Raw genomic sequence first — 25,839 nt, forward strand, 5'->3', positions numbered from 1 at the left:
TGTTTCACGTGCCGTCAGAGTGCCGATAAGGCAGGGCCGCCCTCGCCTCTTCGGCATACGCCAGAACCCCCACCCGCTCTCGCTCAAGAAAATCCTCCACGGCACTCTTCAACCCCGGGTGGCGCAAGTAGTGCCATGACCGCGTAATCACCGGCTCAAACCCGCGAATCAATTTGTGCTCCCCCTGGGCACCTGCATCGAAGCGCTGTAAGCCGTGGGCGATGGCGTAATCCATGCCTTGGTAGAAACAGGTTTCGAAATGCAGGCGGTCGAATTCAGCCAGGCAGCCCCAGTAGCGGCCATAGAAGCTGTCGCCGCCAAGCAGGCTGAAGGCCATGGCCACCGGGCGCGTGCCTTGTTTGGCCAAGACTACGCGGATGGCTGCGGGCATGCGCTCAGCCAGCAGGCTGAAAAATGCGCGGGTCAGGTAGGGCGATTGCCGACGCACCGCGTAGGTGTTGGCGTAGCAGGCGTAGACAAAATCCCACTGGGCTTCGCTCAGCTCATGGCCTTGCAACCACTCGAACTCGATACCCTGCCCTGCCACTTGTTCACGTTCTTTGCGCATCTGTTTGCGCTTGCGTGAACTCAGCGCGTCGAGGAAATCCTGGAAGTCGCGGTAGCCTCGGTTCTGCCAATGAAACTGGCAACCCAAGCGTTGCAACCAGCCGGGGTGTTGGGCCATGGCTTGATCGGCGAGGGCATCGGTAAAGTTGATATGGGCGCTCGACAGGCCTTCGATCTGCAGATAACCCGGCAGGCTATTGAGCAACTCAAAAGCGTCGGCGGCACTGGCAGCCAATACCCGCGGCCCACCGACCGGGCTGAACGGCACGGCCGTCAGCAACTTGGGGTAATAGTCGATGCCGGCGCGCTCGCAGGCGTCGGCCCAACCATGATCGAACACGTACTCGCCATAAGAATGCCATTTGCGATAACCCGGCAATGCCGCCATCAACCGGTCGCCTTCCCAGTGCAGCAAGTGCTCCGTCTGCCAGCCCGAATGCGGGCCGATGCTGGCGCTGTCTTCCAGCGCACTCAGAAACCCATGCTGCATAAACGGCTGGGCCTGTGGCATCAGGGCATCCCACGTGTGCGCAGCGATATCGGACAAGCTGTCCAGGCGTTGCAGCGGCATCGGCATCCTCATTGTTTCTTGGCATGAAAACCTGGCGAGTATCGCTGATCACAGCCGCGCGCACATCCTCAAAACACGCGGACAGGGCTCAAAACCCTTAGTTCCGTAGCGTAACGATTTGTCATCTAGATGAAATCACTTAGCCACTACTCCGTCATAAACGGTCGCGATACTGACGCCAGTTTTTAGAGCGTCCGGGTCTACCGGGCGACATTTTTTCCGTCCGTCATGGGTCGGTTGTGTCCTGGAGGGTGTTGCCCTCCCTCCTCACTTTCGGAGATTGATATGCGTCTTGCTTCCACTAAAACTGCGGCGGTCCTGTGTGGCGGCCTGTTGCTGGCACTGAGCGTTCCGGCCAGCGCTGCAGTCGACGCTAAATTGCTCGACATGCTCAAGGCCAACGGCCAGATCACCGCGGCGCAGTACACCGAACTGCAAATGGAACTGGCCAGAGATCAGAAAGAGCAGCAGATCGCACGCCAGGCTCAACAAGAGACCAACGAGCAGATCGCGGCCACCGCGAAAAAAACCAACGAGCTGAGCAGCTTCGACCAGAAATTGGCTTGGGCAGCCAAGACCCAGTTCAAGGGTGACGTGCGCTTCCGCCAGGAAACCATAAAGATCGACGGCGAACCCAACAACGGTGGGCGTGACAAGGACCGTCAACGCATTCGTGCCCGCCTGGGTGCCTACACCGAAATCAACCCGCAGGTGGACACCGGTATCCGTATCGCCACCGGCGGCGGCGATGATGCACGCTCCACCAACCAGGACCAGGATGGCTACTTCGATAAGAAGTCGATCTGGCTGGACCTCGGCTACATCGACTACCACCCGGACCAGATCAAGAACCTGCACGTGATCGGCGGCAAGATGCTGCAGCCGTGGGTGAACATGGGCGATGTGATCTGGGATAGCGACATCAACCCTGAAGGCCTGGCCGTCACCTACAAATACCCACTGGGTAGCAGCGCGGAGCTGTTCGGTAGCCTGGGTAACTACAACCTCAAGGACAACGTCGACGGTGACGGCGTGCAATTTCGCCATGACCTGCGCCTGACGTCCGGCCAGTTGGGTACGCGTTTCTCGGTCACCGACAACCTGAAAATGACCTTGGGCGGCAGCATCTACGCCTACAAGAACGACGAAGACAGCCGCTGCACAACCACCACCACGCCTTGCGCATTGGCGGTCAACGGCAACTCGGCCAACAATGAATTCCGCTTGTACGAAGGCTTTGCGCAAGCAGACATCGGTGGCCTGGCCGTGCCGCTGTCGTTCTACGGCCAGTACGTGAAAAACAACGATGCGGTGACCGACCAGGACACCGCCTGGTTGCTGGGTGCCAAGTCCAAGGTGTTCGGTTTGAACCTGGACTACAACTACCGCGACGTTCAACGTAATGCCGTCGTCGGCGCCTTCACCGATTCGGACTTCGCCAACGGCACCACCGGCTCGCGCGGTCACAAGATGAAAGTCAGCTACGACATCGACAAGAACTTCGCCATCGGCGCCACCTACTTCCTGACCAAGGCTGACTTTGCCAGCCGGACCCAGCGCGATGCCGACACCAACACCTTGCAGTTGGATGCTGAAGCCAAGTTCTAACGCTTAACATGTAGGAGCGAGCAAGCTCGCTCCTACATGATGTCTTTACGCCGCTCGGCGGCCAGTTGTTCGGCCAGCGCATCAACCCCCTCCACCGGTTCCTGCGGCATACGCTTGAGCGTTGCCTGCATCAGGCGCATCTGACGGATAAAGCGCCGGCAGTTCGGGCAGAACATCAAGTGATGACGCACCAGCAGACGCTCCCGAAAGGTCAATTGCCCATCGAGGTAGTCACTGGAACGCGCTACTTGTTCTTTACAGGTCAACATTCGCCCGTTTCCTCAAAATGCTCCACCGTGGCGAAGACTTTAAGCCGCGCTCGATGCAACAGCACACGGACGTTGGAGAGTGAAAGGGTCAGAAGATTACAGATTTCTTCCAATTCCAGGCCCTGGCGTTCACGCAGTACCAGCACACTGCTTTGCAATTCGGACAAACTCAGAATCGTATGCTCCAGGCACTTGCGCAATTCATCTTCGGTCAGCAGCGCTTCCGGGGTGTCCTGGTGCCAAGCGTAAGGGGCGACAGCCCAATGGCCATCATCCGGGCTGAAGCGGTCATCGCCGATAGTGCCGTGAGGCGAGGGTAAATCGTCGAGAAGGACTTCCCGACGATTTTGTTTGTAACGGCTCTTTGCGGAATTGGCAGTGATCGTCAATAACCATGTCTTGAGGCTAGATCGCCCTTCGAACTTGGCCAGGTTGCGCACCACCGAGAGCCAGGCATCTTGCACCACCTCATCGGCATGGCGCTGGCCGACGATGGCATACGCCACTGCCCGCATCGCACTCTGGTACGTGTTGACCAAATCCTTATAAGCCCGCTGCTCACCCTTGAGCAGGCGTTCAAGCAGGTGCGCATCGTCCGCTGCGGCCATCGTTTACCTCAATCTTGCCGTGGAAATACGCTCAATGTGGGAGCTGGCTTGCCTGCGATCCAGACGACTCGGTGATTCAGGCACACCGAGCCGATGCCTTCGCAGGCAAGCCAGCTCCCACAGTTGACCGCGTCCGGCCACATACTCAGCGTTTGCGCAGGATCACACTGCCAATCGAATACCCGGCGCCAAAGGAGCTGAGTACGGCAACCGCGCCCTTGGGCAGGTCATCCTGATAAGTGTGGAACGCAATCACCGAGCCGGCCGAGCTGGTATTGGCGTAAGTATCGAGGATCACCGGTGCTTCTTCTACTGACGCGTCGCGCCCCAGCAGTTTCTTCACGATCAGATGGTTCATGCTCAGGTTGGCCTGGTGCAGCCAGAAACGCTTCACATCAGTAACACTCAGCTGGTTTTCTGCCAGGTGCTCGCCGATCAATTCGGCCACCATCGGGCAGACATCACGGAACACCTTGCGGCCTTCCTGCACGAACAGCTTGTCGGGGGCGCCGATGCCCTCTTCCGCCGTGCGATTGAGGAAGCCAAAGTTGTTGCGGATGTTGTTGGAGAACTTGGTCAGCAGCTTGGTACTCACCACGTCGAACTGATGTTCGGACGTCGCCAGGTCAGCACGCTCCAGGATCACCGCCGTGGCGGCATCACCGAAGATGAAGTGGCTGTCACGGTCACGAAAGTTCAGGTGGCCGGTGCAGACTTCCGGGTTGACCATCAGGATCGCCCGGGTCTGGCCCAACTGGATGCTGTTGGCCGCGTTCTGGATGCCGAAGGTAGCCGAGGAACACGCCACGTTCATGTCGAAACCGAAACCCTGGATACCCAAGGCTTCCTGGACTTCAATGGCGATCGCCGGGTAGGCGCGTTGCAGGTTGGAGCAGGCGACAATCACGCCGTCGATGTCGGCGGCGGTCTTGCCGGCGCGCTGCAGGGCTTGTTCGGCGGCACCGATGGCCATCTGGCAAAGCACCGACCATTCGTCGTTGCTGCGCTCGGGCAGGCGCGGAGCCATGCGCTGTGGATCGAGGATGCCGTCCTTGTCCATCACAAAACGGCTCTTGATGCCGGATGCCTTTTCAATGAATGCCGCGCTCGACTCGGTCAGCGCCTGCACATCGCCACGTTCGATAGCGGCGGCGTTGTCGGCGTTGAACTGTTGTACGTAGGCATTGAAAGACTGCACCAGCTCTTCGTTGGAAATGCTGTTGGCCGGGGTGTACAGGCCAGTGCCGCTGATGACGACGTTATGCACGGTCGTTCCTCTAAATCTGTCAGGCAGAAGATATTGGTACCGTCGTACCAAAATTAAAGTCGTTTGATGTCATCCAGCGGGCATCAAACTGGCAATGCTTTTATTCAATCTTGTGACCGCGAAGTTTGCCACAACACCGGGGATTTGGCGCTATAGGCCAAACAAACACCTTGCGGCAAGGGCTTCAGGGCTCTACCTGGCTCCACTGCTTGCTCAGGCGTTTATCGGAAATCGGCACTTTGGTACCCAACTGCTGGGCAAACAGCGACACCCGGTACTCCTCCAGCCACCAGCGGTACAGCTCCAACTGCGGGTCGCGCTTGCCTTCCTGGGTATGTTTGTTCACGCGGTTCTGGTACTGCGCCCACAGGCCGCCCAATTCGCTGCTCCACACGCGGTTCTTTTGCACCTGGCTCGGCAGTTTTTCCAAACGCAGTTCGATAGCCTTGAGGAAACGCGGCAGTTCCTTGAACCACTGGGCCGGGGTTTCCCGCACAAAACCTGGATACACCAGGTTGCTCAGTTGCTGCTTGATATCGTTCAAGGCCACGGCCTGGGCCAGGTCGATTTTGCCCTTGAAGCGTTTTTGCAGGCCGTGCCAAAGTTTCAGCACTTCCAGGGTCAGGCGCGCCAGGCGTTCGGCGTGCTCAGTCCAACTGCCGCGCTTGCGTTCAGCCAAGGCCGCCAGGCCAGCGCCATCGCGTGGCAGGCTGGCTTCGCCTTCAAGTACACAGGTATCGAGGCTGGCCAGCAGGATGTCTTCCACCAGCGCGTCGATTCGCCCCAGTTCACGGTACATCAACCCCAGTTCGGTCAGGCCCGGCAATTTGCCGCGCAGGAATTTCGCCGGCTCCGCCAATTGCTGCATCAGCAGGCGCTGCAAGGCGCGACGGTGCTGGAACTCGGCTTCGGCAGCGGTGGAGAAGCGCCCCTCCTTGACCGTGCCGTTCTCTTCCACCAGTGCCGGATACACCGTCATCGACAGGCCGGCGATGTTCTGCTGGGTTTTTTTCCGCCACCGCCGCAAACACCTTGGCCTCTACCGGCTGCTGGCTTTTCGCGGTTTGCGGCACCGCCAAGGCGGCCTGGCTGGCTTCGGCGAACCGTGCGGTCAGCTCGGCCAGGTCACGGCCTTCGCCGAGGAACTTGCCCTGGCCGTCGACCACTTCCAGGTTCATCTTCAGGTGGTTTTCCACCTGTTGCGCCGCCTCGGCCCACGCCTCATCGCTGACCCGCGCACCGGTCATGCGCAGCAATTCACGCCCCAGCGCCTGGGGCAGCGAGCCCTGGCCGAATTCGATGCGTTGCAGCGCGGCCTTGACGAAGTCCGGCACCGGCACGAAGTTTTTGCGCAGCGCCTTGGGCAAGTTGCGCACCAGAGCGATGCACTTGGCTTCGATCAACCCCGGCACCAGCCACTCCAGGCGCTCGGCTGGCAACGCCGGCAACAACGGCGCCGGCACCCGCAGGGTCACGCCGTCACGGGGGTGGTTGGGTTCGAAGTGGTAACTCAAGGCCAGGGCCAGGTCGCCCAGGTGCAAGGTGTCGGGGTAATGCGCGGCGGTGACTTCACTGGCCTCGCGGGCCAGTACGTCTTCTTCACGCATGATCAGCAGTTGCGGGTCTTTCTGGCTGTTGACCTTGTACCAACTGTCAAAGGTGGCGGTATGGTGAATCTCTGCGGGCAGGCGCGCATCGTAGAAGGCGTACAGGGTTTCTTCGTCGGCCAGGATGTCGCGACGGCGGGCCTTGGCTTCCAGCTCGTCGAGTTGCTCCAGCAGTTTCTGGTTGGCCGTCAGGCACTTGGCCCGGGACTGAATCTCGCCGCGCACCAGGCCTTCACGGATAAACAACTCACGGGACACCACCGGGTCAATCGGCCCGTAATGCACCGGCCGACGCCCTACCACGATCAGCCCGAACAGGGTGATCTGCTCAAAGGCCACCACCTGGCCGCGCTTCTTCTCCCAATGGGGTTCGAAGTGGTTTTTCTTGATCAGATGCCCCGCCAGCGGCTCGATCCAGTCGGCATCGATCTTCGCCACCATGCGTGCATAGAGCTTGGTGGTTTCCACCAGTTCGGCGGTCATCAGCCATTGCGGGCGCTTCTTGCCGATGCCCGACGACGGGTGAATCCAGAAGCGACGCTGGCGCGCCCCGAGGTAATCGCCGTCTTCGGTTTTCTGGCCGATCTGGCTGAGCAGGCCGGACAGTACCGCTTTATGCAGCTTCGGATAGTCGGCGGGCTCTTTGTTGAGGCTCAGCTGCATGTCGCGGCAGATCAGGCTCAATTGACGATGGGAGTCGCGCCACTCGCGCAGGCGCAAGTAATTGAGGAAGTTTTTGCGGCACCAGTTGCGCAACGGGCTGGCGGTCAGTTCCTGGCGCTGCTCCTCGAAACCGCGCCACAGGTTGACCAACCCGGCGAAGTCCGAATCCGGGTCTTTCCACTGTGCGTGGGCTTGGTCGGCCGCTTGTTGACGCTCTGGTGGGCGCTCGCGCGGGTCCTGGATCGACATGGCGCTGGCGACGATCAACACTTCCTGCAAACTGCCGAGCTTGGCCGCTTCCAGCAACATGCGGCCCATGCGCGGGTCCACCGGCAAGCGGGCGAGCTGGCGGCCCAACGGCGTGAGCTGGCTGTTGCGGTCGACCGCCGAGAGTTCTTGCAGCAGGTTGAAACCGTCGCTGATGGCCTTGCCATCCGGCGGTTCGATAAACGGGAAATCGGTGATCTCGCCCAGGCGCAGGTGCAGCATCTGCAGGATCACGGCTGCGAGGTTGGTGCGCAGAATTTCCGGGTCGGTAAATTCCGGGCGCCCGATAAAATCTTCTTCGCTGTACAAGCGCACGCAAATACCCGGTTCAACCCGGCCGCAACGGCCTTTACGCTGGTTGGCGCTGGCCTGGGAAATCGCCTCGATGGGCAGGCGCTGCACCTTGGCGCGGTAGCTGTAGCGGCTGATGCGTGCCGTGCCGCTGTCGATCACATAGCGAATGCCCGGCACCGTCAGCGAGGTTTCCGCAACGTTGGTCGCCAGTACCACGCGCCGGCCTGGGTGGGACTGGAAAATGCGCTGTTGCTCGGCCGGTGACAGCCGTGCGTACAACGGCAAAATCTCGGTGTGCTTGAGCTGGGCCTTGCGCAGCATGTCGGCCGCATCACGAATCTCGCGCTCGCCGGGCAGGAACACCAACACGTCGCCAGGGCTGCGCCGTTCGCTGCGCTCATAGGCGGCGATTTCATCGAGGGTGGCGAGGATCGCCTGGTCGACGGTCAGGTCGTCCTCGACGCGGTTGCCCTCCTCGTCCTGTTCCAGGGTGAGGGGGCGATACCAGGTGTCCACCGGGAAGGTACGGCCCGACACCTCGACTATTGGCGCATCGTCGAAGTGCTTGGAAAAGCGCTCCAGGTCGATGGTCGCCGAGGTGATGATAACCTTCAGGTCGGGGCGGCGCGGCAACAGGGTCTTGAGGTAGCCGAGCAGGAAGTCGATGTTCAGGCTGCGTTCGTGGGCTTCGTCGACGATGATCGTGTCGTAGCGCTCGAGGTAACGGTCGTTCTGGGTTTCGGCCAGCAGGATGCCGTCGGTCATCAGCTTGATCAGGGTGTTGGAGTCACTCTGGTCTTCGAAGCGCACTTGGTAACCGACCAGCGCACCCAATGGCGTGGCCAGCTCTTCAGCGACACGGCTGGCGACACTGCGCGCTGCGATCCGGCGTGGCTGGGTGTGGCCGATCAGACCGTACTGGCCGCGACCGATTTCCAGGCAGATTTTCGGCAACTGCGTGGTTTTACCCGAGCCGGTCTCGCCAGCAATGATCAGCACCTGGTGCTTGTTCAGCGCGTCTTTGATCTCATCGCGCTTGGCAGCAATCGGCAGGCTGTCGTCGTAGCGAATCACCGGCAGGCTGGCGCGCCGCGCCGTGACCTGGGCGCACGATGCCTGCATGCGCGCCACCCACTGCGCCAGCTTGTCCTCATCGGGCTTCTTGCGCAGCTCAAGCAACTGCCGGCGCAAGCGGTGGCGGTCGGCGAGCATGGCGTGATCGAGGGCTTTGAGCAGTTGGTCGAGGGTGGGTGCTTGGTCTGTCATCAGCTATTTCGACGGTCATCTATTTATGCACGGCCGGCAAGTGTGGCAGAAAAGCAGCCCATCTGGCAGGCAGTTGAGCTTCAACGGGTGTAAACCGAACCAAAATGTGGGAGCGGGCTTGCTCGCGAAAGCGGTGTGTCAGTCACAGATGTATCAACTGACCACCGTATTCGCGAGCACGCCCGCTCCCACAGGGGCAATAGGTTATAGCGGGTCTTTGCGGCGGTAGGGGAATACGTCGATCACCTTACCGGCACGAATCGCGTCCTGCAGGCCCTTCCAGTAATCGGCGTTGTACAACTCGCCATGCAACTCGTCGAACAACTTGCGCTGGCCGGCGTCGGCAAACAGGAACGGCGGGAATTCCTCGGGGAACACATCCAGCGGGCCGATGGAGTACCAGGGCTCGGAGGCCATTTCATCCTCGGGGGTGCGCGGCGCGGGGATATGGCGAAAATTGGCTTCGGTGAGGAAGCAGATTTCGTCGTAGTCGTAGAACACCACGCGGCCGTGGCGGGTGACGCCAAAGTTTTTCAGCAGCATGTCGCCGGGGAAGATATTCGCTGCCGCCAGTTGCTTGATCGCCAGGCCGTAATCCTCCAATGCTTCGCGCACCTGGGCGGGGTTGGCGTTGTCGAGGTAGAGGTTGAGCGGGGTCATGCGTCGCTCGGTCCAGCAGTGGCGGATAAGCACGGTATCGCCCTCCACTTCGACGGTACCAGCGGCGACTTCCAGCAGCTCGGCCAGGCACTCGGGCTCGAACTTGCTCAAGGGGAAGCGGAAGTCGGCGAACTCCTGGGTGTCGGCCATGCGCCCTACCCGGTCGACGCTTTTCACCAGGCGGTACTTTTCGATCACCGTGGCGCGGTTGACGTTTTTCGACGGCGAGAAACGGTCCTTGATGATCTTGAACACCGTATTGAAACCCGGCAGCGTAAACACGCTCATGACCATGCCGCGCACGCCGGGGGCCATGATGAACTGGTCATCGGTGGTGGCCAGGTGGTTGATCAGCGCGCGGTAGAACTCGGATTTGCCGTGCTTGTAGAAACCGATGGAGGTGTACAGCTCGGCAATGTGCTTGCCCGGCAGAATGCGCTTGAGAAAGCCAATGAATTCCGCTGGCACGGGCACGTCGACCATGAAATAGGAACGGGTGAACGAGAAGATGATCGACACGTCGGCTTCGTCGGTGATCAACGCATCGATCTGAATGCCACGCCCTTCGCGGTGCAGCAGCGGAATCACCAACGGCCATTGTTCGTCGCGGGTGTAGATGCGCCCCACGAGGTAGGCGCCTTTGTTGCGATACAGCACCGAGGAAAACAACTCGACCTTGAGGTCCGGGTCCTTGCACACCCAATCCGGCAGGTTTTCCCGCAACTGGGCTTCGAGGCGGCGCAGGTCGGCGGGCAGGTCGGCGTAGGGCTCGCTGAAGCGGTAGTCAGAGAAAACCTGCGCGAGCATGTCCGCTATTTTACCGGCCGGCGTGTAGATACGGGTTTGCGCCGCCCGCGCCCGGCGCAGGCTCGGCCGGGTAGTGTGGATGAACATGCAGCCGTCGCTGATCAGGTCATGGCTGAACAGGCCGCAGAAGATCGAGTTGTACCAGGTCTCGGACAGTTCATCGTCAAAGCGCAGGTCGATCAGGCCGATATAGGCGCTTTTTACCAGGGGCCACTGGCCGATGTCATGCAACGGCGCAGGGTCAAAACTGGCGCGCAGGCGGGTCGTGACCTCAGCGACTTTCTCTTCATAGAGGTTGATGCGCGCGGCCGACGCGGCCTGCCCCTGCTGCCACTGGGCCTTCTCGAAACGCTCACGGGCGCCATCGGTGATCTGGCGGAAGTGTTCACGGTAATCGTCGAAACCGTCGAGGATCATCCGGGCGATAGCGAGGGCGGACTGCGACATGCGGGAAACCTCGAACGGGTATCTGGAAGCCCAGAGCTTAGCCAGTGAACCGAGGCAGGAGAAGAATGATTTTGCGCAGGGGTGAACTGACTGCAATTAGCCATTGTGCCGACCTGCCCGCTGGGCAACACTTCTGCGCCCCATTTGGCGTAGGAGTTTTCCGTGAGACCTGTTGACACCCTGTATCTGCTGGGGCTGGCCGCCATTTGGGGCGCGAGTTTCCTGTTTATGCGCATCATCGCCCCGGAAATCGGCACAGTGCCCACCGCGTTTTTCCGCGTGTCGATTGCCGCCGCGGGCTTATTAGTGATCCTGGCGATGATGCGCGTGAGCTGGGATTTCCAAGGCAAGTTCAAGACGGTCCTGCTGCTGGGGGTTATCAACTCGGGGATTCCCGCGACTATGTACTCGGTGGCAGCGCAGGTACTGCCGGCGGGTTATTCGGCGATTTTCAACGCCACCACGCCGCTGATGGGTGTGTTGATTGGCGGGCTGTTCTTCAGTGAGCGCCTGACGCCATCGAAAATCGCAGGGGTCGCCCTGGGGCTGTTTGGCGTTGCCGTGCTCACGCGTGCGGGGCCGGTGGCCTTTGATCTGGAATTATTGATGGGCGCACTGGCGTGCCTGCTGGCAACCACCTGCTATGGCTTTGCCGGTTTCCTGGCGCGGCGTTGGCTGGACCAGCGCGGCGGGTTGGACAGCCGTCTCTCGGCCTTGGGCAGCATGTTGGGGGCGACGTTGTTTCTGTTGCCGTTCTTTGCCTACAGCGCCATCAGCCATCCACCGGCGAGCTGGGGCGGCTGGCAGGTGTGGTCGTCTCTGCTGGGATTGGGGCTGGTATGTACGGCGTTCGCCTACATTCTGTACTTCCGCCTGCTGTCGTCCATCGGCCCGGTCAAGTCGATGACCGTGACCTTCATGATTCCGCCGTTCGGCGTGTTGTGGGGTGCGTTGCTGTTGGATGAGCCGCTGTCCATGGCCCACCTGTATGGCGGTGTGCTGATTGCCGGGGCGTTGTGGTTGGTGCTGCGCCCGCAAAAACTGTAGGAGCGACCAATCTCGCTCCTACAGGGGTGGGTTTATTGCTTACGGAATACAAACACCAAGCCGACGATGATCAACGCCATTCCCAGCACGCTCAACAAGGCCAGGCGATTACCGAAGATCAGGTAGTCCATCACCGCCGTCACTGCTGGCACCAGGTAGAACAGGCTGGTGACATTCACCAGGTTGCCCCGGGCGATCAGGCGGTACAGCAACAACGTCGCCAGCACGGACACCACCAGCCCCATCCACAGGACCGGCAGGTAAAAACGCGCACTGTGTTCAAAGTGGAACGGCTGGAACGGCACGAACACCGCGCACAGTAGCAACCCGGCCAGGTATTGCAGTGGCAGCGTGCCCAAGGGGTTGTCGGTGATGCGCTTTTGCATGATAGAGCCAAACGTCATGCTCGCCAGCGCCAGCAGCCCGAACACCATCCCGGCCAGGGACATGCCCGCCAACCCGATGCCCTGGTACACCACCATGATCAAGCCCGCCAACCCCAACCCCAGGCCGAACAACCGGCGCCAGGAGCGTTGGCGCTCCATCAGTACCACGGTAAGGATCGGCTGCACGCCCATGATGGTCGCCATCACCCCGGGGGTGACGTTGAGGTCCAGGGCCAGCAGATAGAAAATCTGGTAGGCCCCCAGCAAAACCAGGCCCGTCGCCGCCGCATACAGCAAGGGTTTGCCGGGACGAGGCAGCTTCAACTTGAGGATGGGTACCAACATCACCAACCCCATCAGGGCGATGGCAAAGCGGATCAGCAGAAAGGCAAAGGGCGAAGCATGGGCCAGGCCCAACTTGGAGAAGATCGCCCCGCTGCTCCACAGCAGGACAAACACGCTCGTCGAGGCCGCCGCGGCCACGGATTGTTTCGAAAGCACAGACATGGTTACCACCTGTTATCAGGCTAAAAAGCCGACTCAGTAAAAACTGAATTTCAGTAGGTTTTTTTCAGGCAGGCACGGGGCAACAGCGAATCGCTGATCAGCCCGAAATGCCAACACCCGGCGGTGATACGACTGCGTACACCGGCGTGCTACTGACAGGTGGGGGGTAGTGACTGATCTGCGCAGGCTGCTTGCCACGGCACGGCACGACCACAGCGTTGACCGCTGAATCGACTACCGCTATGCGCTGGGAAGCTGGCATGTGCTGATCTTTTTGAAGGGATGAAGACGCGATGACTATAACCAGCCGCAAATACATTTTGCAATCCTTTCCCCTCACCCTGTGGGTGGAGGAGTTTTCATGCCGTCCAGGCAGACCGCTCGCTATAATGCCGCCCAGTTTTTTTCCAAGGATTTCACATGATTGCTTTGCCCTGGCTGTACCTCACCCTACTTTCCATTGGCTATGTCGTGGCTTTGATCTACGGCCAACTGGGCGTACTGGCGGCGGTCTCCATCGCACTGTTGCTGGTGGCCGGGTATGCCGTACGCCAGCAACGCAACCCTTGGGCACGCTACCTTGGCCACGGCTTGTTTATTGTCCTGGCCCTGGGCCTGGCGATGCACTGGCTACCGGGCTTCTATAACGGCCGCGGTATTGCGCCCCAGCGATTTACTCCGGACTCCGTGCCCTTCTCGATGTACCTGAACCAGGACAAACCCCTGATCGGCTTCTGGCTGTTGCTGGCCTGCCCGTGGATTGTGGCGCGGCGCTCATTGCGCCTGTCGATCTGCGTCACAGCCATGGCCCTGACTCTGGCCGCTATCGCCGCCTTGGGTGGCGCAGCCCTGCTGGGGATGATCAGTTGGGCGCCCAAGTGGCCGGACGAGGCGTGGCTGTGGGTGTTGAACAACCTGCTGCTGGTGACGTTGGTCGAAGAAGCGCTGTTTCGCGGGTATATCCAGGGCGGCCTGAGCCAACGCTTCAAACACCTGCCCTATGGCGAGAACCTCGCGCTGCTGCTGGCCTCGCTGTTATTCGGCCTGGTGCATTTTGCTGCGGGTTGGCAGTGGATGCTGCTGGCGGGTATTGCGGGCGTGGGCTACGGCCTGGCGTATCGGTTCGGCGGGCTAGGCGCGGCGATTGCCACGCATTTTGGCTTGAATCTGCTGCACTTCGGGTTGTTTACCTACCCGATGCTCGCCGGCTAAGCCTGCTTCTACAGAGGCAACGCTGTTCGCAGGATTGTTGCAAAAATAAGTTAAATAAATGCCCCGCATGGCCGATACCCCCTGAAAGCCTTGCGGATTGAACAATCATGCGTAATAACCAACCCGTTACCCAGCGCGAACGTACCTTCCCCGCTCAGCAACGGTTGATCTCCACCACAGATGCCAAGGGTGTGATTACCTACTGCAACGACGCCTTTGTCGAAATCAGTGGGTTCACCCGCGAAGAACTGGTGCGCGCGCCACACAACCTGGTGCGTCACCCGGATGTGCCGCCGGCCGTGTTCGCGCATATGTGGTCCACGCTCAAACAAGGCTTGCCATGGATGGGCATTGTCAAGAATCGCTGCAAGACCGGTGACCACTATTGGGTTAACGCCTATGTGACGCCGGTCTTCGACGGTAACCAGGTGATCGGCTACGAATCGGTGCGCATCAAGCCCACCGCCGAGCAGATCCGCCGGGCCGAAGCGCTCTATCAACGCATCAACCAAGGCAAGTCGGCCGTCCCCCAACGGGACAAGTGGCTGCCGGTGTTGCAGGACTGGCTGCCGTTTATCCTGGTCAGCCAGTTAAGCTTCATGATCGGCGCCACCCTCACCTCCCAATGGGGCTTTGCCCTGGCAGCGGCGCTGTCGGTGCCGTTGGGCCTGCTGGGCTTGAGCTGGCAACAGCGCGGTCTCAAGCGTTTGCTGCGCCTGGCCGAACAGACCACGTCCGACCCGTTGATCGCGCAGATGTACACCGACAGCCGTGGCGCACAAGCGCGCCTGGAAATGTCGATCCTCAGCCAGGAAGCGCGTCTGAAGACCTGTCTTACCCGCCTGCAGGACACCGCCGAGCACCTCAACGACCAGGCCGCGCAATCCAACACCCTGGCGCACAACAGCTCCAGCGGCCTGGAACGCCAGCGCGTGGAAACCGAACAGGTGGCCACTGCGGTAAACCAGATGGCGGCGACCACCCAAGAAGTGGCCAGCCACGTGCAGCGCACCGCCGACGCCACCCAGGAAGCCAACCGCCTGACCGGCCGCGGCCGCGATATCGCCGGGGAAACCCGCGAGGCGATTCAGCGTCTTTCGGCAGCCGTTGGAGAGACCGGTGTGACCGTCACGCAACTGGCCAAAGACAGCGATGAAATCGGCGGCGTGGTTGATGTGATCAAAGGCATTGCCGACCAGACCAACCTGCTGGCACTCAACGCCGCTATCGAAGCCGCGCGTGCCGGTGAGATGGGCCGTGGTTTTGCAGTGGTCGCCGATGAAGTGCGCCAACTGGCGCAGCGTACGGCCGAATCCACCGGGCAGATCCATACCCTGATCGCCAAGCTGCAACACACCGCGGCTGCGGCCGTGCAAACCATGGACGCCGGGCACCGCCAGGCCGAAGAAGGTGTGGCACGGGTGATGGAAGCAGACCAGGCCTTGGTGGGTATCAGTGAGGCGGTGGCCAATATCACCGACATGACCACTCAGATCGCAGCCGCAACCGAGGAGCAAAGTGCGGTGGCCGAGGAGATCAGCCGCAACATCAGCACCATTGCGCTGTTGGCGGACCAGACCTCGGAGCAGGCGATGAACTCGGCGCAACTGAGTGAAGAGTTGACGCATACCGCCAATACCCAGTATTCGCTGGTAGAGCGTTTTAACCGATAAACTGCTATCGCAGGCAAGCCAGCTCCCACACTGGACGGTATTCACCGATAGAAATAGGTGAACCCAGCCCAATGTGGGAGGGGGCTTGCCCCCGATAGGGCGCTAACAGGTCCGGAGAAACTCAGCCACCTGCACCGCCGCCGCCTCCAAGTGCTGCTCATGGCTAAACCCCGAAGCCTTCAGCGGCTTCAAGTCATGGTCCCCCGCCGCCAACCACATCACCTCAATGCTCTCTGACAAGTCATAACTCTGCACCGCCGCACGATTGCCCAAGGCATCGCGCTCGCCCTGCGCAATCAAGGTGGGCGTCGTAAGCGCAGCCAAGTGCTCCACCCGGGGTTTCTCTGGCTTGCCCACCGCATAGAACGGATAGCCCAGGCACACCAACCCATCGGCGCCCAGTTCATCGGCCAGTAAACTGGCCATCCGCCCGCCCATGGACTTGCCACCCATCGCCAGTTTCCCAGCGACATGACGTCGCACCTCGGCATACACCTCGCGCCAGCACTCCAGCAGTTTCGGCGCCGGATTCGGGGGGCGTTTGCCGCCGTCCACGCGACGCTGGGCCATGTACGGAAACTCGAAGCGCAACACGCTCACGCCATGCCCGGCAAGGCGTGCGGCCATATCGTTCATGAACGCCGAGTCCATCGGTGCGCCAGCGCCGTGGGCCAGGATCAGCGTGACCGGCTCACCCGACGTCGCGCCGGTGGCGACATCCCACAACCAGCCATGTTCCCGTACACACTGCGCCCATTGATCCCCGTCAATACTGGCCTTGTGCTCTTTGCCCATGCTTGCCTCGCTTTTTAGTCTGCCTATAACTCCAGCCCAAGTGCCGCACTTGCTTGGGTTGAACCGTGGATGGGGAACCATGAACACTACTTTAAGTACCGCCTATAACTACAAGGTGGTCCGCCAATTCGCCATTATGACGGTGGTGTGGGGCATCGTCGGCATGGGGCTCGGGGTTTTTCTCGCTGCCCAATTGGTTTGGCCTGCGCTCAACTTCGATTTGCCTTGGACCAGCTTCGGCCGCCTGCGCCCTTTGCACACCAACGCGGTGATCTTCGCGTTCGGTGGCTGTGCGCTGTTCGCCAGCTCCTTTTACTCGGTGCAACGCACCTGCCAGACGCAGCTGTTCGCGCCGAAAGTCGCCGCGTTCTGCTTCTGGGGCTGGCAGCTTGTGATCCTGCTGGCCGCGATCAGCCTGCCACTGGGCTACACCAGCTCCAAAGAATACGCCGAGCTGGAATGGCCGATCGACATCCTGATCACCATCGTCTGGGTCGCCTACGCCATCGTGTTCTTCGGCACGATCATGAAGCGCAAGACCAAGCATATCTATGTGGGCAACTGGTTCTTCGGCGCGTTCATCATCACCGTGGCCATCTTGCATATCGTCAATAACCTGGAAATCCCGGTCAGCCTGACCAAGTCCTACTCGCTGTACGGCGGTGCGACGGATGCCATGGTGCAGTGGTGGTATGGGCACAACGCGGTAGGCTTTTTCCTCACTGCGGGTTTCCTCGGCATGATGTACTACTTTGTGCCCAAGCAGGCCGAACGCCCGGTGTATTCCTATCGCTTGTCGATTGTGCACTTCTGGGCGCTGATCACCCTGTACATCTGGGCCGGCCCTCACCACTTGCACTACACCGCCTTGCCGGACTGGGCGCAGTCCCTGGGCATGGTGATGTCACTGGTGCTGCTGGCGCCAAGCTGGGGCGGCATGATCAACGGCATGATGACCCTCTCGGGTGCCTGGCATAAGTTGCGCAGCGACCCGATCCTGCGCTTCCTCGTCGTCTCCCTGGCCTTCTACGGCATGTCGACCTTCGAAGGCCCGATGATGGCGATCAAGACCGTCAACGCCCTCTCCCACTACACCGACTGGACCATCGGCCACGTACACGCCGGGGCGCTGGGCTGGGTGGCGATGATCTCCATCGGCGCGCTGTACCACATGATCCCGAAAATCTTCGGTCGCGAGCAGATGTACAGCCTCGGCCTGATCAACGCGCATTTCTGGCTGGCCACCATCGGCACCGTGCTCTACATCGCGTCGATGTGGGTCAACGGCATCGCCCAGGGCCTGATGTGGCGTGCGGTCAACGAAGACGGCACCCTCACCTACTCCTTCGTCGAAACTCTGGTGGCCAGCCACCCTGGCTTCATCGTGCGTTTGGTGGGCGGTGCGATCTTCCTCAGCGGCATGTTCCTGATGGCTTACAACACATGGCGCACCGTGCGTTCGGCGCAACCTGCCGAAGTCACCGCTGCCGCGCAGATGGCCTGAGGAGTCGATGATGAAACACGAAACGATTGAAAAGAACGTCGGCCTGTTGATGCTGCTGATGGTGCTCGCCGTGAGCATCGGCGGCCTGACCCAGATCGTCCCGCTGTTCTTCCAGGACGTGACCAACAAGCCGGTCGAAGGCATGAAGCCCTACACCGCGCTGCAACTGGAAGGCCGCGACATCTACATCCGTGAAGGCTGCGTGCAGTGCCACTCGCAGATGATCCGCCCGTTCCGCGCCGAGACCGAGCGCTACGGCCACTACTCGGTGGCCGGCGAAAGCGTGTGGGACCACCCGTTCCTGTGGGGCTCCAAGCGTACCGGCCCGGACCTGGCCCGCGTCGGCGCACGCTACTCGGACGACTGGCACCGCGCGCACTTGTACAACCCGCGCAACGTGGTGCCAGAGTCGAAAATGCCGGCCTACCCATGGCTGGTCACCGCCGCCGTCGACAGCAGCCACACCGAGACCAAGTTGAAAGTGATGCGCACCCTCGGCGTGCCGTACACCGACGACGACATCAACGGCGCCGTCGCCAGCCTCAAGGGCAAGACCGAGATGGACGCGCTGGTTTCCTACCTGCAAGTGCTCGGCACTGCCATCAAGAGCAAGAGGTGAGCCATGGGATTTGAATTCGATGCAGGCACCATCCGCGGCCTTGGCACGCTGGTGGTCGCCATCGCCTTTATCGGCCTGTCGCTGTGGGTGTTCAACAACCGCCGCAACGCGGAATTCGAGCAGGCCCGCCTGCTGCCGTTTGCCGATGAACCTTCCCCACCCGACGCTCAAGCAGAGCCAGCCACAAGGAGCACTCGGCCATGACTACGTTCTGGAGTACATGGATCTGCGTATTGACCCTGGGCAGCCTCATCGGCCTGACCTGGCTGTTGGTCGGCACTCGCAAGGGCGAGACCAAGGGCAGCGTCGACCAGACCATGGGCCACGCCTTCGACGGTATCGAGGAATACGACAACCCGCTGCCCCAGTGGTGGTTCATGTTGTTCGCCGGCACCCTGGTGTTTGCCGTCGGCTACCTGATCCTCTACCCGGGCCTGGGCAACTGGAAAGGTGTACTGCCGGGCTATGAGGACGGCTGGACCCAGACCAAGGAATGGGACAAGGAAATGGCCAAGGCCGACGCCAGGTTCGGGCCGATCTTCGCCAAGTTCGCGGCCATGCCGGTAGAAGAAGTGGCCAAGGACCCGCAAGCATTGAAGATGGGCGGTCGCCTGTTCGCCTCCAACTGCGCGGTATGCCACGGCTCGGACGCCAAGGGCGCCTATGGCTTCCCCAACCTGGCGGACAGCAACTGGCGCTGGGGCGGTTCGGCCGAGGCCATCAAGGCCACCATCCTGAACGGTCGCCACGCGGCGATGCCGGCCTGGGGTGAAGTGCTGGGCGAGGACGGGGTGAAAAACGTCGCCGCTTACGTGCGCCACGACCTGGCCAAGTTGCCGTTGCCCGCCGACAACACCGCCGACCTGGCAGCCGGCCAAGCCGCCTTCAGCACCACCTGCGTGGCGTGTCATGGTCCGCAAGGTCACGGCGTGGAAGCCATGGGCGCGCCCAACCTGACCGAGCCTGCCGGGTTTATCTACGGCACCAGCCTGGCACAGTTGCAGCAGACCATCCGCCATGGTCGCCAGGGCCAGATGCCGGCCCAGGACGTGCTGCAAGGCAATGACAAGGTGCACCTGCTGGCGGCTTACGTGTACAGCCTGTCCCATAACGCTGATGGTGCAACGCCAGATAGCCAACCGCAGTAAAAGCCTTATCTGTGGCGAGGGAGCTTGCTCCCTCGCCACAGGCACAAGTCGCGACCAAGTGTCGCACCCCTTCCAAACCCAACTTTCCCCTCCTCCTATTCGGGTCTACGCTTGTTCCCACAGTGGAGCAATTCTGGCGTAGACGACGGTATTCGTTGCGCCCCCTAAAATTCCTGTCCACTTGATCAGCTTTCTATTTCGGTCTTTATCCTTACACCAAACATGGAAAGGGCGCAGAATCTGGCGTGGAACGCATTGATACAGGTCAGCCATTGCGTTGCAATGGCCCCTCGGTTTCTACATACTTGCGGCCGATTTTACCTATAAAAAAACCTAAACCGTGGAACCTTAGAATGAGCACAGCAATCAGTCCGACTGCTTATAACTATAAGGTAGTCCGCCAGTTCGCCATCATGACGGTGGTCTGGGGGATCCTTGGCATGGGGCTCGGGGTGTTCATCGCCTCGCAACTGGTTTGGCCGCAATTGAATTTCGACCTGCCCTGGACGACCTTCGGCCGCCTGCGCCCGCTGCACACCAACCTGGTGATCTTCGCCTTCGGCGGATGTGCACTGTTTGCCACCTCCTACTATGTCGTGCAGCGCACCTGCCAGACGCGACTGATTTCCGATGGTCTTGCCGCCTTCACCTTCTGGGGCTGGCAGGCGGTCATCGTCGGCGCCATCATCAGCCTGCCCCTGGGCTACACCACCACCAAGGAATACGCTGAGCTGGAATGGCCGATCGCCATTTTGCTTGCCATTGTGTGGGTGACCTACGGCCTGGTGTTCTTTGGCACCATCGTCAAGCGCAAGACCAAGCACATCTACGTAGGCAACTGGTTCTACGGGGCCTTTATCGTGGTCACTGCGATGCTGCACATCGTCAACCACGCCTCCCTGCCGGTGAACCTGTTCAAGTCCTATTCGGCCTATTCCGGCGCAACGGACGCGATGATCCAGTGGTGGTACGGCCACAACGCCGTAGGCTTCTTCCTCACCACCGGTTTCCTGGGGATGATGTACTACTTCGTGCCCAAGCAGGCCGAGCGTCCGATCTACTCTTATCGCCTGTCCATCGTGCACTTCTGGGCGCTGATCACCCTGTACATCTGGGCCGGCCCTCACCACTTGCACTACACCGCCTTGCCGGATTGGGCACAGTCCCTGGGCATGGCGATGTCGATCATCCTGCTGGCGCCAAGCTGGGGCGGCATGATCAACGGCATGATGACCCTCTCGGGCGCCTGGCATAAGCTGCGCACCGACCCGATCCTGCGGTTTTTGGTGGTGTCCCTGGCGTTCTACGGCATGTCGACCTTCGAAGGGCCGATGATGGCAATCAAGACCGTCAACTCTCTGTCCCACTACACCGACTGGACCATCGGCCACGTACATGCCGGCGCTCTGGGCTGGGTAGCGATGATCTCCATCGGCGCGCTGTACCACATGATCCCCAAACTGTTCGGCCGCGTGCAGATGCACAGCGTCGGGCTGATCAACGCGCACTTCTGGCTGGCCACTATTGGCACCGTGCTCTACATCGCCTCGATGTGGGTCAACGGCATCACCCAGGGCCTGATGTGGCGTGCGATCAACGATGACGGCACCCTCACCTATTCCTTCGTCGAAGCGCTGCAAGCCAGCCACCCGGGCTTTATCGTACGTGCCCTGGGCGGTGCGTTCTTTGCCAGTGGCATGTTGTTGATGGCCTACAACGTCTGGCGCACCGTGCGTGCCAGCGACCCTGTAGAAGCCGAAGCCGCCGCCAAGATCGCCGTTGTGGGAGCTCACTGATGAAGCATGAAGTCGTCGAGAAGAACATCGGCCTGCTGGCCTTCTTCATGGTCATCGCCGTGAGCATTGGCGGCCTGACCCAAATCGTCCCACTGTTTTTCCAGGATGTGACCAACAAGCCGGTCGAAGGCATGAAGCCGCGCACCGCCCTTGAACTGGAAGGCCGCGACGTCTACATCGCCAACGGTTGCGTGGGCTGCCACTCGCAGATGATCCGCCCCTTCCGCGCCGAAACCGAACGCTACGGCCACTACTCGGTCGCCGGTGAAAGCGTGTGGGACCACCCGTTCCTGTGGGGTTCCAAGCGCACCGGCCCGGACCTGGCCCGTGTGGGCGGGCGTTACTCCGATGACTGGCAGCGTGCGCACCTGTACAACCCGCGCAACGTCGTGCCTGAGTCGAAAATGCCGGCGTACCCGTTCCTCGTGGAAAACAAGCTCGACGGCAAGGACACCGCGAAGAAGATGGAAGTCTTGCGCACCCTGGGCGTGCCCTACACCGACGAAGACATCGCCGGTGCGGCCGCCGCCGTGAAGGGCAAGACCGAAATGGACGCATTGGTGGCCTACCTGCAAGGCCTTGGCACCATCATCAAAAGCAAACGGTGACCTACATGGATATCGGGATGATTCGTGGCCTGGGCACCGTTGTGGTGATGGTGGCCTTTATCGGCCTGGCGTTGTGGGTGTTCAGCCCACGGCGCAAGTCGGAGTTTGACGACGCGACCATGCTGCCCTTCGCAGATGACCCCGAAGCCATCAAGCACGTCGAGCAAGCTTCTAGGAGTAACAAAGAATGACTACGTTCTGGAGTCTGTACGTCACAGTCCTCAGTCTGGGTACCATCTTCGCCCTGACCTGGCTGCTGCTGTCGACCCGCAAGGGCCAGCGCACCGAGCAGACGGACGAGACCGTCGGCCACTCGTTCGACGGCATCGAGGAGTACGACAACCCGCTGCCCAAGTGGTGGTTCATGCTGTTTGTCGGCACCATCGTCTTCGCCCTTGGTTACCTGGTGCTCTACCCTGGCCTCGGCAACTGGAAGGGCCTGCTGCCAGGCTACAACTACCTCGACAACGACAAGCAAACCCCGTTCGCCAACGGCCAGACCGGCTGGACCGGCGTGCACGAGTGGGAAAAGGAAATGGCTAGGTCGGAGGCCAAGTTCGGGCCGATCTTCGCCAAATTCGCGTCGATGCCGATTGAAGAAGTCGCCAAGGACCCGCAAGCCTTGAAGATGGGCGGCCGCCTGTTCGCCTCCAACTGCTCGGTGTGCCACGGCTCCGACGCCAAAGGCGCCTACGGCTTCCCCAACCTGACCGACGCCGACTGGCGCTGGGGCGGTGAACCCAACACCATCAAGGAAACCATCATGAAGGGCCGCCACGCGGTGATGCCGGGCTGGGCCGAAGTCATCGGTGAGCAAGGCGTGGCTGACGTAGCAGGCTTTGTGGTGACCCAACTCGATGGCCGCAAACTGCCGGAAGGCGCCAAGGCCGATGTGGCCAACGGTGAGAAACTCTTCGCCGCCAACTGCGTGGCCTGCCACGGCCCGGCTGGTAAAGGCACCCCAGCCATGGGCGCGCCCGACCTGACGCATCCGGGTGCGTTCATCTACGGTTCAAGCTTCGCGCAACTGCAGCAGACCATCCGTTATGGCCGCCAGGGCCAGATGCCGGCGCAGGAGCAGTTGCAGGGCAATGACAAAGTGCACTTGCTTGCGGCGTATGTGTATAGCTTGTCTCATGGGGATAAGAAGGCTGAGGAGCAGTAAAGTTAGCTGAGCACGCCATGGCCTCGCCACTGAGAGAGCGGCGGGGTCATTTCTTGAAAAGCTTAGATCCGGGGTGGGAGCTGGCGTGCCTGCGAAAGCGCTCTGTCCGTCACAAATAGGCTGACCGGCCCATCGCTTTCGCAGGCAAGCCAGCTCCCACATTTGTCCTCCTGCACATTCAAGACCGGGCCTGTTGACGGGATGGCCTTGAGACCTGCCGCGTCACCACAACCACAAAAACCGTCCATACTTGCCAAGTCAATTGATCCAGGTCACGTACACCATCAATTGATTTCCCCCAACGCGACCAAAGGTCGCACCCTTTGCGCACCATCGGGGGCGTATCATTAGGCCACTGCAACACCCTTAATTTGACCCCGGCTGGCACGTACTGGCCGAGGCAAATCTCCACCGCCGTGGGATGCAATGATGAGCGACCAGATACCGGTACATGACGTTACCCCGCCTGCCAAAACCGTCGACCTCTACGCTTCGCGTGAGAAGATTTACACCCGTGCCTTCACTGGCTTGTTCCGCAATCTGCGCATGGTCGGCGGTGCCGCTCTGTTTCTGCTGTACTTCGGCACCGTGTGGCTGAACTGGGGCGGTCACCAGGCGGTATGGTGGAACCTGCCGGAGCGTAAATTCTTTATTTTTGGTGCAACGTTCTGGCCTCAGGATTTCATCCTGCTGTCGGGCATTCTCATTGTCGCGGCCTTTGGCCTGTTCTTTATCACCGTATACGCCGGGCGCGTGTGGTGCGGCTATACCTGCCCGCAAAGCGTGTGGACATGGATCTTCATGTGGTGCGAAAAGGTCACCGAAGGCGACCGCAACCAGCGCATCAAGCTCGACAAGGCGCCCATGAGCGCCAACAAATTCCTGCGCAAATTCAGCAAGCACAGCCTGTGGCTGCTGATCGGCTTTGCCACCGGCCTCACTTTTGTCGGCTACTTTTCACCGATCCGTGAACTGGTATTCGATTTCTTCACCGGCCAGGCCGATGGCTGGTCGTATTTCTGGGTGGGTTTCTTCACCCTCGCCACCTACGGCAACGCCGGCTGGCTGCGTGAGCAGGTGTGCATCTACATGTGCCCCTATGCGCGCTTCCAGAGCGTGATGTTCGACAAGGACACCTTGATCGTGTCCTATGACCCCCGCCGTGGCGAAGTGCGTGGCCCACGTAAAAAGGGTACCGACTACAAGGCCCAGGGCCTGGGCGACTGCATCGACTGCACGATGTGCGTGCAGGTGTGCCCTACCGGTATCGATATCCGCGACGGGCTGCAAATCGAGTGCATCGGTTGCGCCGCCTGTATCGATGCCTGCGACAACATCATGGACAAGATGGAGTACCCACGCGGCCTGATCAGCTACACCACCGAACACAACCTTTCGGGGCAGAAAACCCATAAGCTGCGCCCGCGCCTGATCGGTTACGCCCTGGTGTTGCTGGCGATGATCAGCCTGTTGGTGGCGGCCTTCTTCATGCGCTCGCTGGTGGGTTTCGACGTCAGCAAGGACCGCGTGCTGTACCGTGAAAACGCCGAAGGACGCATCGAAAACGTCTACAGCCTGAAGATCATGAACAAAGACCAGCGCGACCACACCTACGTGCTCGACGCCGCTGGCCTGCCAGACCTCAAGCTGCAAGGCCGACGTGAAATCAAAGTGGCCGCGGGCGATATCGTCAGCATGCCGGTGGAGTTGTCGAGTGCGCCGGAGCAGTTGCCGTCGAGCACCAACGAGGTGACCTTCATCCTCAAGGACGCCGATGACACCAGCGTCCATATTGAAGCCAAGAGCCGATTCATCGGCCCACAAGTTCGTTAACAGGGAACACACGCATGCCTGCAACTACTGCCGCCAGCCCTTGGTACAAACACCTCTGGCCCTGGATCATCATCGCGATTCTGGCCTGCTCAGTGACCCTGACCTTGTCCATGGTGACCATCGCAGTGAACAACCCGGACAACCTGGTCAACGACAACTACTACGAGGCCGGCAAAGGCATCAACCGCTCCCTGGACCGCGAACGCCTGGCCCAGACCCTGCAACTGCGCGGCAAGCTGCACCTGGACGAACTGACCGGCGAGGTCGAGCTGCAACTGACTGGCTACAGCAATCCAAATACTCTGGAGCTGAACCTGATCTCCCCGACCCAGCCAGAGAAGGATCGCAAGATCAACCTCACCCGCAGCGACAGCGAGCCCGGTCGCTACATCGGCCAGGTCACCGACAAGGTCGAAGGTCGCCGTTTCGTGGAACTGCTTGGCGTGGAGGGCGGCAACACCTGGCGCCTGTTCGAAGAAGAAGAGGTCAGCCACGACAAGGACTTGCTGCTGGGTGACGAACCGTTGCAGGGCGCCGAGGACCTGAAGAAGTAGACGATGATCGTTCCCACGCTCTGCGTGGTAACGCCTTGCTGGACGCTCTGCGTCTGCTTTGTGACGCAGAGCGTCACGGGCAACATTCCCA

General features: G+C 60.6%; 21 protein-coding genes and 1 pseudogene. 14 read left to right on the forward strand and 8 right to left on the reverse strand.

Annotated elements, in window-relative coordinates:
* Positions 1–4 precede the first annotated feature (4 nt).
* Positions 5–1,138 carry a GNAT family N-acetyltransferase gene (locus tag AB9N64_RS09750; protein ID WP_014719431.1) on the reverse strand — a complete coding sequence of 378 codons (1,134 nt, stop codon included), beginning with the start codon at positions 1,136–1,138 and terminating at the stop codon, positions 5–7.
* 285 nt (positions 1,139–1,423) lie between these two features.
* Between AB9N64_RS09750 and AB9N64_RS09755 the strand changes: the two genes are divergently transcribed.
* Complete coding sequence (locus tag AB9N64_RS09755; protein WP_003193136.1) at positions 1,424–2,746, forward strand: putative porin; 1,323 nt, start codon at positions 1,424–1,426, stop codon at positions 2,744–2,746.
* A 32-nt stretch (positions 2,747–2,778) separates the two neighbouring features.
* Here the strand turns inward: AB9N64_RS09755 and AB9N64_RS09760 are convergent, their stop codons facing one another.
* The 5 genes and pseudogenes from AB9N64_RS09760 to aceK all read right to left on the reverse strand — a co-directional run bounded on the left by AB9N64_RS09760 (position 2,779) and on the right by aceK (position 10,901).
* Complete coding sequence (locus AB9N64_RS09760; RefSeq protein ID WP_014719432.1) at positions 2,779–3,015, reverse strand: anti-sigma factor; 237 nt, start codon at positions 3,013–3,015, stop codon at positions 2,779–2,781.
* Positions 3,009–3,623 carry an RNA polymerase sigma factor gene (locus AB9N64_RS09765; RefSeq protein ID WP_014719433.1) on the reverse strand — a complete coding sequence of 205 codons (615 nt, stop codon included), beginning with the start codon at positions 3,621–3,623 and terminating at the stop codon, positions 3,009–3,011. Before AB9N64_RS09765 ends, AB9N64_RS09760 begins: the two co-directional genes overlap by 7 nt.
* Before the next feature lie 145 nt (positions 3,624–3,768).
* Positions 3,769–4,890 carry a beta-ketoacyl-ACP synthase III gene (locus tag AB9N64_RS09770; protein ID WP_058410739.1) on the reverse strand — a complete coding sequence of 374 codons (1,122 nt, stop codon included), beginning with the start codon at positions 4,888–4,890 and terminating at the stop codon, positions 3,769–3,771.
* Positions 4,891–5,074: 184 nt separating this feature from the next.
* Positions 5,075–8,987: pseudogene (gene hrpA / locus AB9N64_RS09775) on the reverse strand (ATP-dependent RNA helicase HrpA).
* 204 nt (positions 8,988–9,191) lie between these two features.
* The gene (gene aceK, locus AB9N64_RS09780; RefSeq protein WP_014719436.1) at positions 9,192–10,901 is read right to left on the reverse strand and encodes a bifunctional isocitrate dehydrogenase kinase/phosphatase; all 1,710 of its coding nucleotides are present in this window, start codon (positions 10,899–10,901) and stop codon (positions 9,192–9,194) included.
* A 162-nt stretch (positions 10,902–11,063) separates the two neighbouring features.
* On the opposite strand from aceK, the gene AB9N64_RS09785 reads away from it, so the two are divergent.
* On the forward strand, positions 11,064–11,948 hold the full coding sequence (locus AB9N64_RS09785; protein WP_197883817.1) for a DMT family transporter: 885 nt from the start codon (positions 11,064–11,066) through the stop codon (positions 11,946–11,948).
* Positions 11,949–11,980: 32 nt separating this feature from the next.
* Here the strand turns inward: AB9N64_RS09785 and AB9N64_RS09790 are convergent, their stop codons facing one another.
* Positions 11,981–12,841, reverse strand: coding sequence for a DMT family transporter (locus AB9N64_RS09790; protein ID WP_019820477.1), 861 nt, complete (start codon positions 12,839–12,841; stop codon positions 11,981–11,983).
* A gap of 420 nt (positions 12,842–13,261) precedes the next feature.
* Between AB9N64_RS09790 and AB9N64_RS09795 the strand changes: the two genes are divergently transcribed.
* The gene (locus tag AB9N64_RS09795) at positions 13,262–14,053 is read left to right on the forward strand and encodes a CPBP family intramembrane glutamic endopeptidase (protein ID WP_019820478.1); all 792 of its coding nucleotides are present in this window, start codon (positions 13,262–13,264) and stop codon (positions 14,051–14,053) included.
* 107 nt (positions 14,054–14,160) lie between these two features.
* Complete coding sequence (locus tag AB9N64_RS09800) at positions 14,161–15,726, forward strand: PAS domain-containing methyl-accepting chemotaxis protein (RefSeq protein ID WP_014719440.1); 1,566 nt, start codon at positions 14,161–14,163, stop codon at positions 15,724–15,726.
* A 102-nt stretch (positions 15,727–15,828) separates the two neighbouring features.
* On the opposite strand, the gene AB9N64_RS09805 is transcribed toward AB9N64_RS09800, so the two are convergent.
* On the reverse strand, positions 15,829–16,521 hold the full coding sequence (locus tag AB9N64_RS09805) for an alpha/beta family hydrolase (protein ID WP_014719441.1): 693 nt from the start codon (positions 16,519–16,521) through the stop codon (positions 15,829–15,831).
* 79 nt (positions 16,522–16,600) lie between these two features.
* Between AB9N64_RS09805 and ccoN (AB9N64_RS09810) the strand changes: the two genes are divergently transcribed.
* The 10 genes from ccoN (AB9N64_RS09810) (at position 16,601) to AB9N64_RS09855 (ending at position 25,748) form a co-directional block, all read left to right on the forward strand.
* Positions 16,601–18,025: a cytochrome-c oxidase, cbb3-type subunit I gene (ccoN, locus tag AB9N64_RS09810; RefSeq protein ID WP_003193158.1), complete on the forward strand. Its 1,425-nt coding sequence runs from the start codon at positions 16,601–16,603 to the stop codon at positions 18,023–18,025.
* Positions 18,026–18,035: 10 nt separating this feature from the next.
* A complete protein-coding gene (ccoO, locus tag AB9N64_RS09815) occupies positions 18,036–18,644 on the forward strand; it encodes a cytochrome-c oxidase, cbb3-type subunit II (RefSeq protein WP_003193159.1) in 609 nt (202 codons plus the stop codon).
* 3 nt (positions 18,645–18,647) lie between these two features.
* Complete coding sequence (locus AB9N64_RS09820; RefSeq protein WP_003193161.1) at positions 18,648–18,848, forward strand: cbb3-type cytochrome c oxidase subunit 3; 201 nt, start codon at positions 18,648–18,650, stop codon at positions 18,846–18,848.
* The gene (gene ccoP / locus AB9N64_RS09825; protein ID WP_014719442.1) at positions 18,845–19,792 is read left to right on the forward strand and encodes a cytochrome-c oxidase, cbb3-type subunit III; all 948 of its coding nucleotides are present in this window, start codon (positions 18,845–18,847) and stop codon (positions 19,790–19,792) included. Before AB9N64_RS09820 ends, ccoP (AB9N64_RS09825) begins: the two co-directional genes overlap by 4 nt.
* A gap of 353 nt (positions 19,793–20,145) precedes the next feature.
* Positions 20,146–21,588: a cytochrome-c oxidase, cbb3-type subunit I gene (gene ccoN, locus AB9N64_RS09830; protein ID WP_014719443.1), complete on the forward strand. Its 1,443-nt coding sequence runs from the start codon at positions 20,146–20,148 to the stop codon at positions 21,586–21,588.
* Positions 21,588–22,196 carry a cytochrome-c oxidase, cbb3-type subunit II gene (gene ccoO / locus AB9N64_RS09835; RefSeq protein WP_003193167.1) on the forward strand — a complete coding sequence of 203 codons (609 nt, stop codon included), beginning with the start codon at positions 21,588–21,590 and terminating at the stop codon, positions 22,194–22,196. Before ccoN (AB9N64_RS09830) ends, ccoO (AB9N64_RS09835) begins: the two co-directional genes overlap by 1 nt.
* A 5-nt stretch (positions 22,197–22,201) precedes the next feature.
* On the forward strand, positions 22,202–22,387 hold the full coding sequence (locus AB9N64_RS09840; protein ID WP_003193169.1) for a CcoQ/FixQ family Cbb3-type cytochrome c oxidase assembly chaperone: 186 nt from the start codon (positions 22,202–22,204) through the stop codon (positions 22,385–22,387).
* On the forward strand, positions 22,384–23,361 hold the full coding sequence (gene ccoP, locus AB9N64_RS09845) for a cytochrome-c oxidase, cbb3-type subunit III (RefSeq protein WP_014719444.1): 978 nt from the start codon (positions 22,384–22,386) through the stop codon (positions 23,359–23,361). Before AB9N64_RS09840 ends, ccoP (AB9N64_RS09845) begins: the two co-directional genes overlap by 4 nt.
* Before the next feature lie 429 nt (positions 23,362–23,790).
* Positions 23,791–25,194 (forward strand): cytochrome c oxidase accessory protein CcoG, encoded by a 1,404-nt coding sequence (gene ccoG, locus AB9N64_RS09850; protein WP_019820489.1) that lies wholly within the window; start codon positions 23,791–23,793, stop codon positions 25,192–25,194.
* A gap of 14 nt (positions 25,195–25,208) precedes the next feature.
* Positions 25,209–25,748 carry a FixH family protein gene (locus AB9N64_RS09855; RefSeq protein ID WP_014719446.1) on the forward strand — a complete coding sequence of 180 codons (540 nt, stop codon included), beginning with the start codon at positions 25,209–25,211 and terminating at the stop codon, positions 25,746–25,748.
* Positions 25,749–25,839 lie beyond the last annotated feature (91 nt).

The organism is Pseudomonas sp. KT_2_4, from assembly GCF_041410225.1.
Lineage (GTDB): Bacteria > Pseudomonadota > Gammaproteobacteria > Pseudomonadales > Pseudomonadaceae > Aquipseudomonas > Aquipseudomonas paracarnis.